This is a genomic window from Aquimarina atlantica, from assembly GCF_000626715.1.
Lineage (GTDB): Bacteria > Bacteroidota > Bacteroidia > Flavobacteriales > Flavobacteriaceae > Aquimarina > Aquimarina atlantica.
In genome coordinates, this window is the sequence record NZ_AQRA01000001.1 from 807,525 (window position 1) to 825,103 (window position 17,579).

14 protein-coding genes are annotated in these 17,579 nt (G+C 32.3%); 8 read left to right on the forward strand and 6 right to left on the reverse strand.

All coding sequences use genetic code 11. The features are described from left to right. The first annotated feature begins 121 nt into the window (after positions 1–121). Positions 122–2,536: a TonB-dependent receptor gene (locus tag ATO12_RS03655; RefSeq protein ID WP_081801954.1), complete on the forward strand. Its 2,415-nt coding sequence runs from the start codon at positions 122–124 to the stop codon at positions 2,534–2,536. Positions 2,537–2,555: 19 nt separating this feature from the next. Continuing rightward, the gene (locus ATO12_RS03660; RefSeq protein WP_034238725.1) at positions 2,556–3,398 is read left to right on the forward strand and encodes a DUF4249 domain-containing protein; all 843 of its coding nucleotides are present in this window, start codon (positions 2,556–2,558) and stop codon (positions 3,396–3,398) included. Between the two features lie 215 nt (positions 3,399–3,613). Here the strand turns inward: ATO12_RS03660 and ATO12_RS03665 are convergent, their stop codons facing one another. Next, positions 3,614–4,111 (reverse strand): hypothetical protein, encoded by a 498-nt coding sequence (locus ATO12_RS03665; protein ID WP_034238727.1) that lies wholly within the window; start codon positions 4,109–4,111, stop codon positions 3,614–3,616. A gap of 3 nt (positions 4,112–4,114) precedes the next feature. Continuing rightward, positions 4,115–4,876: an MBL fold metallo-hydrolase gene (locus tag ATO12_RS03670; RefSeq protein ID WP_034238730.1), complete on the reverse strand. Its 762-nt coding sequence runs from the start codon at positions 4,874–4,876 to the stop codon at positions 4,115–4,117. Between the two features lie 167 nt (positions 4,877–5,043). Between ATO12_RS03670 and ATO12_RS03675 the strand changes: the two genes are divergently transcribed. After that, positions 5,044–6,492 (forward strand): TonB-dependent receptor, encoded by a 1,449-nt coding sequence (locus ATO12_RS03675; protein WP_034238733.1) that lies wholly within the window; start codon positions 5,044–5,046, stop codon positions 6,490–6,492. 100 nt (positions 6,493–6,592) lie between these two features. Here ATO12_RS03675 and bcp read toward each other — a convergent pair whose 3' ends face one another. Beyond that, a complete protein-coding gene (bcp, locus tag ATO12_RS03680; RefSeq protein WP_034238735.1) occupies positions 6,593–7,042 on the reverse strand; it encodes a thioredoxin-dependent thiol peroxidase in 450 nt (149 codons plus the stop codon). 351 nt (positions 7,043–7,393) lie between these two features. Here bcp and ATO12_RS03685 point away from each other — a divergent pair, with 351 nt between their 5' ends. The 3 genes from ATO12_RS03685 to ATO12_RS03695 all read left to right on the forward strand — a co-directional run bounded on the left by ATO12_RS03685 (position 7,394) and on the right by ATO12_RS03695 (position 12,530). Continuing rightward, the gene (locus tag ATO12_RS03685; protein ID WP_034238737.1) at positions 7,394–9,472 is read left to right on the forward strand and encodes a tetratricopeptide repeat protein; all 2,079 of its coding nucleotides are present in this window, start codon (positions 7,394–7,396) and stop codon (positions 9,470–9,472) included. A gap of 157 nt (positions 9,473–9,629) precedes the next feature. Continuing rightward, a complete protein-coding gene (locus ATO12_RS03690) occupies positions 9,630–11,780 on the forward strand; it encodes a tetratricopeptide repeat-containing sensor histidine kinase (protein WP_034238739.1) in 2,151 nt (716 codons plus the stop codon). Then, on the forward strand, positions 11,781–12,530 hold the full coding sequence (locus ATO12_RS03695; protein WP_034238740.1) for a LytR/AlgR family response regulator transcription factor: 750 nt from the start codon (positions 11,781–11,783) through the stop codon (positions 12,528–12,530). Positions 12,531–12,603: 73 nt separating this feature from the next. On the opposite strand, the gene ATO12_RS25875 is transcribed toward ATO12_RS03695, so the two are convergent. Continuing rightward, positions 12,604–12,753 (reverse strand): hypothetical protein, encoded by a 150-nt coding sequence (locus tag ATO12_RS25875; protein WP_165583323.1) that lies wholly within the window; start codon positions 12,751–12,753, stop codon positions 12,604–12,606. Positions 12,754–12,981: 228 nt separating this feature from the next. Here ATO12_RS25875 and ATO12_RS03700 point away from each other — a divergent pair, with 228 nt between their 5' ends. Next, entirely contained in the window at positions 12,982–13,650 is a 669-nt protein-coding gene (locus tag ATO12_RS03700; RefSeq protein WP_034238743.1) for an endonuclease III domain-containing protein, read from the forward strand. 12 nt (positions 13,651–13,662) lie between these two features. On the opposite strand, the gene ATO12_RS25880 is transcribed toward ATO12_RS03700, so the two are convergent. Together ATO12_RS25880 and ATO12_RS03705 are read right to left on the reverse strand one after the other, a co-directional pair. Next, positions 13,663–13,809, reverse strand: coding sequence for a hypothetical protein (locus ATO12_RS25880; protein ID WP_165583324.1), 147 nt, complete (start codon positions 13,807–13,809; stop codon positions 13,663–13,665). 75 nt (positions 13,810–13,884) lie between these two features. After that, a complete protein-coding gene (locus tag ATO12_RS03705; protein ID WP_024769545.1) occupies positions 13,885–14,469 on the reverse strand; it encodes an RNA polymerase sigma factor in 585 nt (194 codons plus the stop codon). Positions 14,470–14,710: 241 nt separating this feature from the next. On the opposite strand from ATO12_RS03705, the gene uvrA reads away from it, so the two are divergent. After that, on the forward strand, positions 14,711–17,491 hold the full coding sequence (gene uvrA, locus ATO12_RS03710; RefSeq protein WP_034238746.1) for an excinuclease ABC subunit UvrA: 2,781 nt from the start codon (positions 14,711–14,713) through the stop codon (positions 17,489–17,491). The last annotated feature ends 88 nt before the right edge of the window (positions 17,492–17,579 follow it).

The window sequence follows — 17,579 nt, forward strand, 5'->3', positions numbered from 1 at the left end:
TAAATATTTAATCGTTCATGCAACCCTTTATTTTCTCAATTGTCTATGAGATACAAAATCATTACAACTACAATTATTTTTAAAAAAATCAGTCAAATCAAAAGTTATAAACAAGTTCAATATGCATCGACATTTTAAATTTAGAAATCTTAAAAAAAGGACACAGCAATTCATACTATGCTGCTTAACTATATTTTTTATAAGTACCAGTGCTGTAGCTCAGGACAACTACACCATAAGCGGTACGATTAAGGATAACAATAATGGGGAGACACTTTTTGGTGCTTCCGTTTTTTTAAAAGGTACTTCTATTGGTGTGATCACCAATGAGTATGGTTTTTATTCTATTACCGCCCCAAAAGGAAACTACACCCTTGTTGTCTCCTATGTAGGATATGCAGATATTAACAAAGAAGTAATATTCGACAAAAATCAAAAAATAGATTTTGATGTTATTGAATCTTCTACACAATTAGATGAAGTAATCATTAAAAGTGAGGAAACAGAACGTGCAAGTCTTAGAAAACCCGAAATGAGTGTATCTAAGCTAAACATCAAAACTGTAAAACAAATGCCGGTAGTATTAGGAGAAGTAGATATTATAAAATCTATTCAGATGCTACCTGGTGTAACTAAAAATGGTGAAGGTTCTAGTGGGTTTCATGTAAGAGGTGGTGCTGCAGATCAAAATTTAGTATTACTAGATGAAGCAATAATTTATAACACTTCTCATTTATTGGGCTTCTTTTCTGTTTTTAATGCAGATGCGATTAAAGATATTAAATTATACAAAGGCGGGATTCCTGCTCGTTTTGGTGGTAGAACGTCTTCTGTACTGGATGTTCGTCAAAAAGATGGAAACAATAAGAGATTTAGTCTTACTGGGGGGATTGGTGTAATTTCTAGTCGATTAGCCGCCGAGGGACCTCTTTTTAGTGATAAAGGTTCTTTTTTGGTTGCAGGTAGAGGCTCTTATGTTAATCTTATATTAAAAGCGGCTGGTGAAAAAAACACAGTAGGTTTTTATGATCTAAACCTTAAAACTAATTATACGCTTAGCAAAAATAACAAACTGTATCTCTCTGGGTATTTTGGTAGAGATACCTTCAAATTTGGTGATAATTTTGGTGTGGGTTATGGAAACTTATCAGGGAATTTAAGATGGAATCATATTTTTAATGATAAATTATTCTCCAACGCATCCTTCATATATAGTAAATATGATTATGATTTAGATATTGCTATCGAGCAATTCGAATGGGTTTCGTCAATAAATAATTACAATGCCAAATATGATCTTAAATATTATGCCAGTGATAAGTTTAAATTAGACTTTGGGATTAGCGGTATCTATTATGATTTCGATCCGGGACAAGTGCAACCAACATCAGAATCTTCTTCGATAAATCCTTTATCTCTGGATAGAAAAAAAGCTATAGAAAGTGGTGTATATGTAAATGCAGAGCATAAACTCACCGATAAACTAACAGTACAATATGGTGTTAGATATAGTGCTTTTAGCCGTTTAGGCGGGCAGCCTTTGAAAAATTATGCTAATGATCAACCCGTAGTATATAATAGTACTTTAGGGATTTATGAAAGAGGTATCGAAATTGGTGAAACCGATTATAAAAAAAGTGAAACGATTAAGAGTTTTGGTAATTTCGAACCCAGAGCATCCCTGGCATATCGAATAAATGATGTTTCGTCTATTAAAATGGGGTATTCGAGAGCAGCACAATACATTCATTTATTGTCCAATACTACTTCTGTAACCCCATTAGATGTATGGACACCAAGTGGAAAATATATAAAACCACAATTATCAGATCAATATGCATTAGGGTATTTTAGAAACTTTAAAGATAAAATGTACTCCTTAGAAGTAGAAGCCTACTATAAAACTACTGATAATCGCATAGACTATATCGACGGATCTGATTTGATAGGAAACAATACTATTGAAACTGAAATACTAAATGGAGAGTCCAGAGCATACGGATTAGAATTTTTGGCACGTAAAAATGAAGGAAAATTAACAGGATGGATTTCGTATACATTATCAAAATCAGAACAAAGAAGCCTTGGCGGTAAAGCAGGAGGCCCAGGAATCAATAATGGAGATTGGTATAACACTGCATTTGACAGAACACATGATATTTCGGTAACAGGATCATATAAATTAAGTGATAAGTGGAGTTTAGGAGCAAACCTGGTTTTTCAAACCGGAAGACCTGTAACCTATCCTAATGGTCAATACGAATATGAAGGGTTATCTATCGCTAGTTATTCTGCCAGAAATTCTGATAGATTACCTTCCTATCACAGACTCGATCTCTCTGCAACATACAGACCCAATAGAAAACCAAACAGAAGGTGGAAAGGAGAATGGGTTTTTGGAATATATAACGTATATAATCAGAAAAACGCAGCGTCAATATCTTTTGGTCAAAATGTAGAGACCGGAGCAAACGAAGCTACAAGAACAGCAATTTTTGGTATAGTGCCATCGGTCATCTATAACTTCAAATTTTAATAAAATAAAAAAAGAACAGATGAAAACTTATTTAAAAATCACAATATTCCTTTTTACTATTATCTTTACTTCTTGTGAAGATGTAATAGACGTAGATTTACAAACCGCTCCTCCCCGATTAACAATTGAAGCTTCATTAGATTGGGAAAAAGGTACTACAGGAAATAATCAAACTATAAAATTAAGTACGTCTACTTCGTACTTTGATACAACTTCTAACACAGGGGTTACCGGTGCTTCGGTGAAAGTAACTAATAATTCTAGCGGAGTAGAGTTTATTTTTACAGATCAAAATAATGGAGAGTATACCACTACAGAATTTGTACCAGTACTTAATCAATCTTATACGCTAGAGGTTATTTATAATGGTGAAAATTATTCAGCTACAGAAACACTAATGCCTGTTGCCGATATTAAAGAAGTGAATCAATCTACCGAAAATGGTTTTGATGATGAAGTATTAGAAGTTAACCTTATATTCGATGACCCTGCAGACGAAGATAACTTCTATCTTTTCAGGTTTAAAGAGGAAGGAGATCTCTTGGCAGAATTTGAAGATCTTGATGATGAATTTGTAAACGGAAATGAAATTAGCTGGTATTATGAAAAAGAGGAAGATACCGATACTAAAACCGAAGAATTTAAACCTGGAGATGTTGTAGATATCGACTTGTATGGTATTTCTGAAGGATATTATAACTACATAAGAATACTTATCGAGCAATCTGAAGGTGTTGGCCTTTTTAGTGCAACACCGGTTGCTTTAAAAGGAAATTGTATTAACCTGGATAATGCCGACAATTATGCTCACGGTTATTTTAGATTAACACAAGTATCCCGTACAACGTATACTTTTAATTAATAATGGTGTAGGTTTAAAATTAATAGCATAAAAAAGCGTTAATTCGAGTGGTTTTTCATAGTAAAACGAAGAAAAACTGTATCGAGAATAGTTTTTTTGACTCCCAAATCCTATTCTCGATACACTTCTTCCTACGGTCGAAGCACTCGAATTGACGAATTTGGGAGTCAAAAATATAAAAACGCACAACGGGTTTTATTAAATTAGATATTCTTCTAATCTCTTGGATATAAAAATGATTTTTCTACTTCAAAATCTATGACACCACCTTCTTTCACTTCATATAGTATAAAAAGCTCTCCCCAATAAACACCATCGGTAAAATCAGCTATAATCCACTTGTGATTTAGTAATCTTACTTTATTAATATTCATATTACCTTCCATCCCTACAAACGGAATTATTGGATTATCCTCCCCTGCCTTATTTTGCCCAATAATCTGGTCGCTTATTGTTAATGCAAGCTTATTAGCATCATAACCCATCTCTTCAAAATAACTTGCTGCATCTTCATTACTATCTAAAGAAAAGTAAGTAAGATCCATATTTGCACTAATCAATGAATCTATGGTTGCTTCTTTTGTTGTAATTTTAGTTTTTAAGCTTTCTATTTTTGTATCGTAGGATTCTTTTGCTTTTTTGGCATTCATAAACTGAAAAAGAATAAATAATGCTGCAAAAATGAATAGATATAAAAAGATCTTATTTTTCATATACTAGATAGTTATTTTTAAATTATCGTAAGCTAAATACACATTTTTTGGTAATAATTTCTCAACTTCTGCATGAAACCCTAACATATGGCTGATATGAGTGAGATATGCCTTTTCTGGTTGTATTTCTTTAATAAACTCAAGAGCCTCTTCTAAATTAAAATGCGAGTGATGGGGTTCTATACGTAGTGCATTAACCACCAAAATCTTAACTCCTTTTAATTTTAATCTTTCTTCTTCTTCAACTGTTTTTACATCTGTTAGGTATGCAAAATCTCTAAATCGAAATCCAAAAACCTGTAAACGATTATGAAACGTATTTATAGGAATCACATCCAGATTACCCAATTGAAAAGGTTGATTGGTAAGTTCATTTTCTATAACACTTGGTGCTCCGGGATATTTATTTTCTGAAGAAAAAATATACTCAAACCTGGTTCTTAACGCTTGTAAAACTCTTTTATGAGCATAGATTGGGATATCGCCTTGTCTGAAAAAAAATGGCCTTATATCATCTAATCCCATCGTATGGTCTGCATGCTCATGAGTAAACACTACTCCATCAATTCGGGATATCTGATTCGAGAGCATTTGCTGCCTAAAATCTGGTCCGCAATCCACCACATATTGGTAATCATCCCAGGATACAAGTACAGAAACGCGAAGTCGCTTATCTCTAGAGTCGTCACTTAAGCAAACAGGATGGGTACTTCCTATAATCGGAATCCCCTGTGATGTGCCTGTGCCAAGAAAAATTACTTCCATACTTAAATAAACTAAGGCAAATGTACTTATATTTTTTTGGTCAAAAATCACATATTCTCCTTAAATAATACTTAAAATATTAGGGAATGTAGAAATTTGCATTCAAACCTTTTTTAATACTCATTGTATTATTACCTTTACGGTAAACAAAAAAAGCCCTTTTTACTATGCCTATTAAGATAATGGGAGATAAAGAATTCGAATCTGTCCCTTCAATAAAGAGTAAAGCTTTACGCATTAACCTGAACCAGAATATCTATGGTACATTTGCCGAGATAGGTGCTGGTCAGGAAACTGTTCGAAACTTTTTTAGAGCAGGCGGAGCCTCTGGTACCATTGCAAAAGCAATGAGTGCATATGATAAAGATTTTAGTGATGCTATTTATGGTATTGAAAATGATAAACGTTATGTTACCGAAGCAAGATTAAAAAAAATGCTTAGACATGAGGTTGGTCTTATAGAAGAAAGAATTACCAGAGAAAAACACCCTAATAAGTTATTTTTTAGTTATGCAAATACTGTTGCAACAATTGATTTTGCTAAAAAATATAAAGGTCATGGTTGGGTAGGTATTCGATATCAAACAACACCAAATGAAGATTATAATGAAATTTTGCTCCACATTCGGTTTCATGAAAATGATGCCCGATTGCAGCAAATGACTTTAGGAATATTAGGTGTTAACCTTATTTATGGAGCATATTACAAATACGATAATCCTAAAAAATTACTGAGATATCTATATGATCACCTCGATAAGGATCAAATAGAAATTGACACGATTAACTTTTCTGGACCTCGATTTACAAAAGTAGATAATCGACTAATGAGTCTACAATTGGTTAAGAATGGAATGACCGAAGCGGTAATGTTTGGACCCGATGGGCATAATATTTTACCTGCTGCAATATTATATAAGAAAAACATATTAGCACTGCGTGGGAGTTTTAGACCCGTGACTAAGGTTAATATGGACATATATAAAAAGTCACTCAATATGTTCTTGAGTGAAAATAAAGTAAACGAAGATAAGACTGTAGTCATTTTTGAAGTAACACTATCGAATTTAAGGGCCGAAGGTGAAATTGATGAAGAAGATTTTATGGCTAGAGCCAGGTTACTTTGTTCTTTAGGGCAAACCGTAATGATTTCTAATTTTAAAGAATATTATAAAGTAGTTGAGTATTTCTCTAACTATACCAAAGAACGTATGGCACTTTCTATGGGAGTTAATAATTTGGTGGATATTTTTGATGAAAAATACTATAGACACCTTAGTGGAGGTATTCTGGAAGCTTTTGGTAAATTATTCTTTAAAGATTTAAAAGTATACCTATACCCATTAAAAAATCATAAGACCGGAGAAATAACTACTAGTGATACTCTTAAAGTACACCCAAGGATGAAAGAACTGTATAAGTTCTTTAAGTACAATGGTAAATTACAGGATATCACAGATTATGACCCTTCTATTATGAATATTTTCTCAAGAGAAGTATTACAAAAAATTCAAGATGGAGAACCTGGATGGGAAGATCAATTACCAGATCTTATCCCAGAAATGATAAAAGCCAATAACTTTTTTGGATACAAATCTATAGAAACGGTAGAATAAGTTACATATACAAAACATATTAAAAAAAGCAGTATAGTTATTTACTATACTGCTTTTTTAATTGTGAATTCATCCCTGAGTTCTATAATACCCCACATGCTTATAAAATTTGAGCAGCGTGATCTTTAGTCTTCACTTTGGCAATAACTTCAGAAATTATTCCTTTTTCATCAATAACAAAAGTAGTACGATGAATACCATCATATTCTCTACCCATAAATTTCTTTGGTCCCCATACTCCAAAAGCTTCAATTACTGCTTTATCTTCATCTGCCAATAACGGGTAAGGTAATTCGTACTTATTTTTGAAATTTTGTTGCCGTTTGGCACTATCAGCACTTACTCCAATAATTTCATAACCCTGGGCCAGAAAAGTTTGATAATGATCTCTTAGATTACAGGCTTCTGCAGTACAACCAGGAGTACTCGCTTTAGGGTAGAAAAAAACAACTAGTTTTTTTCCTTGATAATCCGCCAGTGTAACTGTGTTTCCATCTTGGTCTAATGCCGAAAAATTAGGAGCCTTATCCCCTGCTTTTAATGTTGTCATTGTATATAAATTGAATATAGTTTTAACATCTACTTAAGTAAATTTCCTAGTTAATACTTAACAAATAATAAGACTTAACTTCTCTATTACCTACTTTTGTAAAGTAAGGCAAGTTATAAAATTTCAAAAAAATAGAATCAAATTTATTGTAATACTTAGGGATTAAATTTAATATTTGGACCTTCATTTTTATTACCCGCTATACCCCTTTTGTTGCATTCAAATATTTACGTATTCTTGCAGATAAATAAATTAAGGTTATTTTGATATATGTTGTTGTGTGTGTTTCTAAATAGTAATAAAAAAATACTGTTATCTGCTGCTTTTGTTTATATAAGCATAGTTAGCGCTATGGCACAAAACCAGGTTAAAATAGATTCTCTATTACAACTACTTACAACCAAAATCACTGATAAAGAAAAAGTAGATATTTACAATGATATCGCTTTTCGATATTCTTCTACAGATTCTACTAAAACCATTAACTATGCAAATCGAGCTATTCACCTTGCTAAGCAATTAAATTATATTAAAGGTATTTCTGATGCTCATAATAGCATAAGTCAGGCTACTATAAAATTAGAGCCTTTAGATAAAGCATCCGATTTATTTCAAAAAATAAAATATGCAAAAGGGAAAGCTATTGCATATAATGACTTAGCACTTACCTACAAAAAAAAAGGTGAGTATGCTATGGCACTAGAGCATTTCACGAAAGTTTTAAAAATAAGAGATTCTTTAGGAAATAAAAAAGATGTAGCGTTCTGCTATAGTAATATAGGACAAGTGCATGTGAGATTAGGAAATTATACCGAGGCTTTAGATTATAATGATAAAGCTCTAGAATTATTTAAAGAATTAAATAATAAGAACGGTATCTTTTCTGGATACAACAATATGGGAATGATTAATGTGTATCAAGGTAATTATTCTGCTGCATTAGAATATTTTATAAAATCCTCTAAAATCAATGATGAAATAGGTAGTAAAAAAAAAGCTATTGTTTCGCTTAGTAATATTGGATTTATTTATGAATCTTTAGGAAATTATGACTTAGCATTAGAGTATTATTTTAAATGCTTAACAATTAGTAAAAGCACTAAAAATGAAGCAAGTATATCTGAAGATTATTTGAATATTGGAAATATTTATTTTGAACAAGGTGATAACACCAAAGCTTTAACGTATGCTGCTAAATCTCTAAAAATTGCAAAAAAGTTTAATATCAAAGGTATCATGATATCTAACTATTGCCTAATTGGTGAAATATACCTCGATCAAAAAAAATATAACGAAGCTCTGAAACACTTAAAAAACGGATTAGCATTAAGCCAGGAAATTGGAGAGCTATCCTCATCTACCACCGTAATGAATACTTTAGGTGAAATTGAATTTGAATTAAAGAATTATAAACAGGCCAAAGAATATCTTATCAAGAGCATTACTATTGGTCGGGAGATTGGGTTTCCTTCTGCTGTTAAGAGTGCTGCGTATGGCTTAGTAAAAGTAGAGCAAGCATTGGGTAATCATAGAGCTGCTCTCGAATATTATGAACGATATCATGCTATTTATGACTCAATCTTAGGTGAAGAAAAATCAAAACAATTATCGCAACTACAAGTACAATACGAAACCGAGAAAAAAGAACAGGAAATCAAGAGTTTAGCACAGCAAGCCTCGATCCAGTCCTTAGAATTAAAACAAGCCAATTTTAATAAAACCATTTTTGGTATTGTAAGTGTAGTTTTATTGCTTATCGGATTAGTATTGTATTTGGTAAATCGACAAAAAAGATTAGCATTACAACAAAGAGCACAGGATATAGAACAAAATCTATTGCGTGTACAGATGAATCCGCATTTTATTTTTAATGCCATGACTTCTATACAGGATTATATGAACCAGGGAGATGCTAAACAAGCCAGTAGGTATCTCGTAAAATTCTCGAAGCTCATTCGGCAAGTGTTAGATAACTCTAGAAGCGAATTTATTAGCCTGGACCAGGAAATTAATATGTTGGATAATTACTTAAGTATTCAAAACTTAAAACGGGATCATCCTTTTACTTTTAAAATTGAAGTAGAAGATGGTATAATGAGTGAAGAAATCGCCATCCCTCCTATGTTTGCACAACCTTTTGTAGAAAATGCCATAGAACATGGTGTTACTTCTTTAAAAGAAGGAGCAACTATTCATATACATTTTTCGATAGAAGGAGATCATTTAGTCTTAAAAATATTAGATAATGGATCAGGAATAGAAGAAGCTATAAAAGAAAAACGCAAAGATCATGTATCGCATGCTATAAAAATAACAGAAGAACGTATTGATCTTTATCGTAAGATGCGAAAGAAAAAAATTGCATTTGATATCCAAAATCTTTCTCAGGGTACACAAGTAACGTTTAACTTACCATTTCAATACACATAAAAATAATTCCTTTTCAAAACATTTATACGGTAAGAAGTTTTTTAAATTTGCCTCCTGTAATTATTGTTTTTATCTTCTTGCTGAAAAGAGCGATGAATTAATAGCAATTAAAAAAGCAATCAAATCTTGTATTTCGAGATACATCTGAATTTATACTATGAAAAAAAATACCCTAACCATCTTTTCTTTTTTAATTGTTTTCAATGTTTTTGCACAAAATCAAACTAAAGTCGATTCCCTTTTACAGGCACTTGAAACAAATATTTCTGAGAAAGAAAAAGTTGACACATATAATCTTTTGGCTCGGCAATATTCTGACAGTGATTCTGTTCAAACTTCATTTTATGCAAACCAGGCAATAAAAATTGCAAAAAAAATAGATTATAATAAAGGGATTATAAGATCATATGACGAGATTGCCTGGATATCTATGTTATTAGGAAATTCTGAAAAAGCAATCGATTTACATCAAAAAAGTATTGCTATTGCAAAAAAGATCAAATACCCAGAAGGAGAAGCAGGGGCGTATAATGGATTAGGAACAGTAAATAACTATTTAGGAAATAGCACGAAAGCTTTAGAATACTATTTTAAAGCATTGAAAATATATGAAGGATTAAACGAAAAATTGAGGATATCTCAGTCTTATTATAATATTGCCCTCACTTATAGAAATCAAAGCGATCATGACAAATCCTTAGAATACCATTTAAAGGGTTTAGAAATTGATAAAAATCTTGGGGACAGTAGTCGAATATCTACAGATCACAGTGATATTGGTTTTGTATATACCGAAAAAGGTAATTATACCAAAGCAATGGAACATCAATTAATAGCATTAAAAATTCAAGAAAGAATAAAGAATGAAAAATTACTTACATATACTTTTCACAATGTTGCTATGCTATATTACAAGCAAAAAAAATATACACAAGCACTAGAATATTCTTTTAAGTCTTTAAAAATTGCAAAAAAACTAGGCTGGAAAGGTCATATAGGAAATCTATACAATACTATTGCAACTACATATAAAGAACAAGATAATTTTGATCAAGCTTTAGAATATAATTTGAAATCTTTAGAAATTCAAAAAGAAATAGGAGAAAAGCAAATTATCGTCGCAAGCTATGTCAATATTGGAAAGATACATCTTCTCAAAGAAGAATATGAAAAAGCATTAGAATATCTACAAAAGGGATTATTATTTCAACAAAAAATCGAAGATCAATCTTCTCATGCTGTACTTTTAAATACAATTGGTGAGGTTGAATGGAAATTGGGTAATTTACAAAAAGCAAAGGACTATCTTATTCAAGGTGTTAATATTGCTCAGAAAATTAATTTCCCTACTGCCATTAGAGACGGTTCAGAAATATTGTCTGGAATTCAAAAAGCATTAGGTAATCATAAAGCTGCTTTAGCATCCTATGAATTGTATCACAGCACTTATGATTCTTTGCTCGGCGAAGAAAAGTCAAAACAATTATCGCTACTACAAGTACAATACGAAACCGAGAAAAAAGAACAGGAAATCGAGAGTTTAGCACAACAAGCCTCGATCCAGTCTTTAGAATTAAAACAAGCCAATTTTAATAAAACCATTTTTGGTATTGTAAGCGTGGTTTTATTGCTTATCGGATTAGTATTGTATTTGGTAAACCGACAAAAAAGATTAGCGTTACAACAAAGAGCACAGGATATAGAACAAAATCTATTGCGTGTACAGATGAATCCGCATTTTATTTTTAATGCCATGACTTCTATACAGGATTATATGAATCAGGGAGATGCTAAACAAGCCAGCATGTATCTCGTAAAATTCTCGAAGCTCATTCGGCAAGTATTAGATAACTCTAGAAGCGAATTTATTAGCTTGGATCAGGAAATTAATATGTTGGATAACTACCTGAGTATTCAAAATTTAAAACGTGATCATCCTTTTACTTTTAAAATTGAAGTAGAAGATGGTTTAATAAGTGAAGAAATCGCCATCCCTCCTATGTTTGCGCAACCTTTTGTAGAAAATGCTATTGAACATGGAGTTACTACTATAAAAGAAGGGGCAACTATTCATATACATTTTTCGATAGAAGGAGATCATTTAGTCTTAAAAATATTGGATAATGGATCTGGGATAGAAGAAGCTATAAAGGTAAAACGCAAAGATCATGTATCTCACGCTATAAAAATAACAGAAGAACGTATTGATCTTTATCGTAAGATGCGAAAGAAAAAAATTGCATTTGATATCCAAGACCTTTCTCAAGGCACACAAGTAACGTTTAACCTACCATTTCAATACATATAAATGAAAGTAGTCCTTATAGAAGATAACCCATCAGCAAGAAGAAGTTTTTTAGAATTACTTAATGAGTATTGTCCTAATGTAGATTTTGTAGGAGAAGCGACAAATGTAGCAGAAGGAGTTGCATTAATTACAGCTAGCAAGCCAGATCTTGTATTCCTGGATATCGAAATGCCAGATGGTACCGGGTTTGATGTATTACGAAAATTACCAGAAATCAATTTCCAGGTGATATTTGCTTCTTCTCATGAGAAATATGCACTAAGAGCCATAAAATTTAGTGCTTTGGATTATCTATTAAAACCTATTGACCCAGAAGAACTGGTAGAAGCCATCAAAAAAGCGAAGTCTGAGTTTGATCATCACAAAACGCCACAAAGAGTACAAACACTTATTGATAATATAGATGAGCAATCAACAGAACCTACGCGCTTGGTTCTAAAAGATAAATATGGTATCCAGATTGTATTTGTTAAAGATATTATACACCTCGAAGCAAGCGGTAGTTATACCAAGTTTTTTATCCATAAACAGGATAGCTTGCTTGTATCTAAAGGACTTAAAGAATATGAAAATATGCTGTCTTCGCAACAGTTTTTTAGATGCCATCAATCACATTTAGTAAATCTGGATTATTTATTAAGATATGATAAACGAGAAGGAGATTATTTGGTATTAAAAGATAAAAGTAAAATTCCGTTGGCAACTAGAAAAAAAGAAATTTTACTAAAGTTAATAAACGATCTTAACTAATGTTTGAATAGCAATAAAAAAACTCACCTTTTTCCTTTTTATCAAAGGTAAAGATGAGTCTTTCCTGAACAAACTATTTGGTCATAGTTTTTCTAAAACCAATAGGAGAATTATCAATAATTATTGGGGTATTCTGATCTATAATAATTGACCCTCCTTTAACACCTTTTGCTTGTTCATTTTTAATCTCAAACTCTAGAAATTTCACAAATTTACTTTTCATTAAATCTTATTTTTTTTAGTTAGACATAAGATAAATGTACAGACATTTTGATCTTCAAAATTTGTTGTTTTATAATTGAATGAGATTATGATATAAACGACCAGAGCAAATGTATAAGCGTAGCAAAGTATTGTTTTGAATCATATAATTGAAATATCTTCTATTTTCGAAATATTAAACCTTAGCTACTAATTTTATTTTTAACTTTATTGCAAATTAATTTATAATATGACCAAACAGGAAAAGGTAGATTTTACTATTAAGACACTACAGGAATTATATCCCAAAATACCAATCCCATTAGATCATAAAGATCCTTATACCCTACTCATAGCAGTACTAATGAGTGCACAAAGTACAGATGTAAGAGTGAACCAAATTACTCCACTCCTATTCGACAGGGCAGATAATCCCTATGCAATGGTAAAATTATCTGTAGAAGAAATTCGGGAAATCATAAGGCCTGTTGGGTTAAGCCCAATGAAATCTAAAGGAATCCATGGATTGTCTCAGATTCTTATTGATAGTCATGACGGAGAGGTTCCTCAAAGCTTTGAAGCTCTGGAAGCTTTGCCCGCTGTTGGTCATAAAACTGCTAGTGTTGTGATGTCGCAAGCATTTGGAGTACCAGCATTTCCTGTAGATACACATATTCATAGATTAATGTACAGATGGGGACTTAGCAATGGTAAAAACGTAACACAAACCGAAAAAGACGCCAAGAGGTTATTTCCAAAAGAATTATGGAATGATCTGCATCTTCAAATTATATGGTATGGTAGAGAATATTCTCCTGCAAGAGGCTGGGATCTTGATAAAGATATCATTACCAAAACTATAGGCAGGAAAACTGTTTTAGACGAGTACCAAAAAGCAAAAAGGCCTATTAAAAAATAGGCCTTTATAAGTTTAATTTAAAATCGTTTCAAACTTAAGATTGTTATACTCTACAACCTGTAACGATTTTGAATAGTTTAGAAGAAAATCTATTGTTCTTCTCTTTGGTACTACATGTTTTTCTTCTTTTTCAGAAGACTTAAAGTAAAATTTTGCCATATTATATAATCTTAAATTAAAAGGGTTATATAAGGATAACGGCACTAGTTTTACTTTATTGTATAAAAAAATTATTTAATTTGTTAAAACAATATTATTTTTTTCTATTACTTTTCTTAAATTAATTAAAGCATATCGCATTCTACCAAGAGCAGTGTTTATACTCACCCCTGTTTTGTCTGATATTTCTTTAAAACTCATATCTCTATACATACGCATGATTAAGACTTCTTTCTGATCGTCTGGTAATTCCTGAATCAAATTACGCAGATCTTCTTCTACCTGATCTTTTATTAATCTCTTTTCGGCATTTAGGTTTCCATCACTAATTACAGAAAAAATGCTAAATTCTCCATTATCTTCAAATTTTGGCATACGATTTCCTTTTCTAAAGTGATCAATTACCAAATTATGAGCAATACGCATTACCCAAGGAAGAAATTTACCTTCTTCATTATATTTTCCGTTTTTTAATGTTCGGATTACTTTGATAAAAGTATCCTGAAAAATATCTTCAGAGACATCTCTATCAAAAACTTTTGAATAAATAAAACTGTAAATACGTTGCTTATGACGTTCGATAAGAACAGAAAGAGCACATTCGTCTCCTTTAATGTAGTTATTAACCAGAACTGCGTCTGTTAGGGTGTAATTTTTCATACCTTGACTATTATTTAGTACAAACAAGCGGTGGGGCTCGTGCTATGTTAAACTTTTAAAGTAAAGGTATGCTATAGGCAGTTTTGTTTAAATTTTGGTTCCTTAATGAGGGGCTAATATAATAACAATCATTGAATTTCAAACAATTTCTTGTTAATTTTTTTAACTAAACTTTCAATCTACATAGGTTATAATACTTGTTTAGTAATCCTTATCTTTGCGCTCTTACCGCATATTTACTATGATTCAAGATATTACAACCTTAGATCCAAAAGAGAATATAATTATTAAAGGAGCTAAACTTCACAACCTGAAAGATTTAGATGCCGTTATCCCTAGAAACAAATTAGTAGTCATTACAGGATTATCTGGTTCTGGTAAATCTAGTTTGGCTTTTGATACTTTGTATGCCGAAGGACAACGTAGATATGTAGAAAGTCTTTCGTCTTATGCCAGGCAGTTTTTAGGACGTCTTAATAAACCCAAAGTAGATTATATAAAAGGTATAGCTCCAGCTATTGCAATAGAGCAAAAAGTAAACTCTACCAATCCAAGATCTACTGTCGGTACTACTACAGAAATATATGATTATTTAAAATTACTTTTTGCCCGAATAGGTAAGACGTATTCTCCTGTTTCGGGTAATCAGGTAAAAAAAGATAGCGTAACCGATGTTATCGAATACGTAAAATCTTTTGAAGATGGCGAAAAACTTTTACTCCTCTCTCCTATCCATATCGAAGAAGGTCGTACCCTAGAAGGAAAATTAAAAGTATTACAACAACAGGGATATGCACGTATAAAAAATAATGGCACTGTAACCCGGATAGAAGATGCTTCTATACAAGAAAAAGATGATTTTTACCTGGTAGTCGATCGTATTGTAAAAAGAGACGACGAAGATTTTTATAATCGCTTGGCAGATGCTGTTGATTCTGCATTTTTTGAAGGTAAAGGCACTTGTTTTATCGAAACATTAAAAGAAAGTAACCTAAGACAATTTAGTAATAAATTCGAATTAGACGGACTCTCTTTTCTAGAACCTAATATACATTTATTTAGTTTTAATAATCCGTATGGAGCCTGCCCAGAATGCGAAGGGTATGGTGATGTAATTGGTATCGATGAAGATCTTGTCATCCCAAATACTGCACTAAGTGTATTTGAAGGAGCAGTTTTTCCCTGGAAAGGCGATAGTATGGGATGGTATAAAGACCAATTGGTAAATAGCGCTTATAAATTTGATTTCCCTATTCATAAACCGTATTTCGAATTATCAGATCAGGATAAAGAATTGCTATGGAAAGGAAATGAGTATTTTGAAGGGATTACCAGCTTCTTTAAAGAACTGGAAGCCAAAGCTTACAAAATTCAGAATCGGGTAATGCTTTCTCGCTATCGCGGAAAAACAAAATGTAATACCTGCAAAGGAAAGCGCTTGCGTAAAGAAGCAAACTATGTAAAAATCGATGGAGCTACAATAACAGATCTGGTAGAAAAACCTTTAAACGAACTAGCTGATTTCTTTAAAAACATAACGCTTAATGAATATGATGCAAAAATTGCTAAGCGTCTTCTTAAAGAAATTAATAGTCGATTAGAGTTTTTACAAAATGTAGGACTAGAATACTTAACACTTAATCGTAAATCCAACACATTATCGGGTGGTGAATCGCAACGTATTAACCTGGCAACCTCATTAGGAAGTAGTTTGGTTGGTTCTATGTATATTCTTGATGAGCCTAGTATAGGATTACATCCAAAAGATACCGAAAAGCTGATTAAAGTGCTACAATCTCTTCGTGATTTAGGAAATACCGTAATTGTTGTAGAGCACGATGAAGATATTATGAAAGCTGCCGATGAAATCATAGATATTGGCCCCGAAGCAGGTACTTATGGGGGGCATGTTGTTGCAACAGGTACTTTTGATCAGATTCTAAAAGCAGATTCTCTTACCGCAAAATACCTAAATGGTGCTCTTGAAATCGAAGTTCCCAAAACCAGAAGAACCTCAAAATACTATGTCGAAATTATAGGTGCACGTGAGAATAACCTAAAAAATATAGATGTAAAAGTTCCTCTCGGGGTCTTTACAGCTATTACAGGAGTATCGGGTAGTGGTAAGAGTACACTTGTTAAAAAAATCATTTACCCTTCTTTGCTTAAACAATTAGGAGGATACGGAGAAAAAGCAGGACAGTTTACAGAGCTTAAGGGTAACTACAGTAATATAAAACATGTAGAGTTTGTAGATCAAAACCCAATTGGTAGATCCTCGCGCTCTAATCCAGTTACTTATATTAAAGCCTATGACGATATTCGTAACCTGTTTGCTACTCAAAAATTGTCTGGTATTCGTAATTATAAAGCAAAACATTTTTCTTTTAATGTAGATGGTGGCCGATGCGAAACCTGCAAAGGAGAAGGAGAAGTTACCATAGAAATGCAGTTTATGGCCGATGTACATCTAGAATGTGAAACCTGTGGCGGAAAACGCTTTAAAAAAGATGTTCTCGAAGTAACATTTCATGATAAAAACATCCATGATATACTCTCGATGACCATAGATAATGCTATTGATTTCTTTTCTGATCATAATCAAACCAAAATCCAAAGGAAATTACAACCTTTACAAGACGTTGGCTTGGGGTATGTGCAATTAGGACAAAGCTCTTCTACCCTTTCTGGTGGTGAAGCGCAACGAATTAAATTAGCTTCCTTTTTAGTAAAAGGAAATACCAAAGACAAAGCTCTATTTATCTTTGATGAACCGACCACAGGGCTTCATTTTCATGATATCAAGAAATTACTCAAGTCCTTTAATGAATTGATTGCAAAAGGGCATTCTATCTTAGTGATAGAACACAATTTGGATCTTGTAAAATGTGCCGATTATATTATTGATCTTGGACAAGAAGGTGGTAAAAACGGAGGTAATATCATTGCAAAAGGTACACCCGAAGAAATTGTAAAAATCAAAGAATCGTATACAGGAGAATACCTAAAAGAGAAACTCTAAATCATCAGAAGCACTATATTCAATACAACTTTTTTACAGCATGCAGTAACTACATATACCATAAGAACGATCTCCTGCAGCGTGCAGC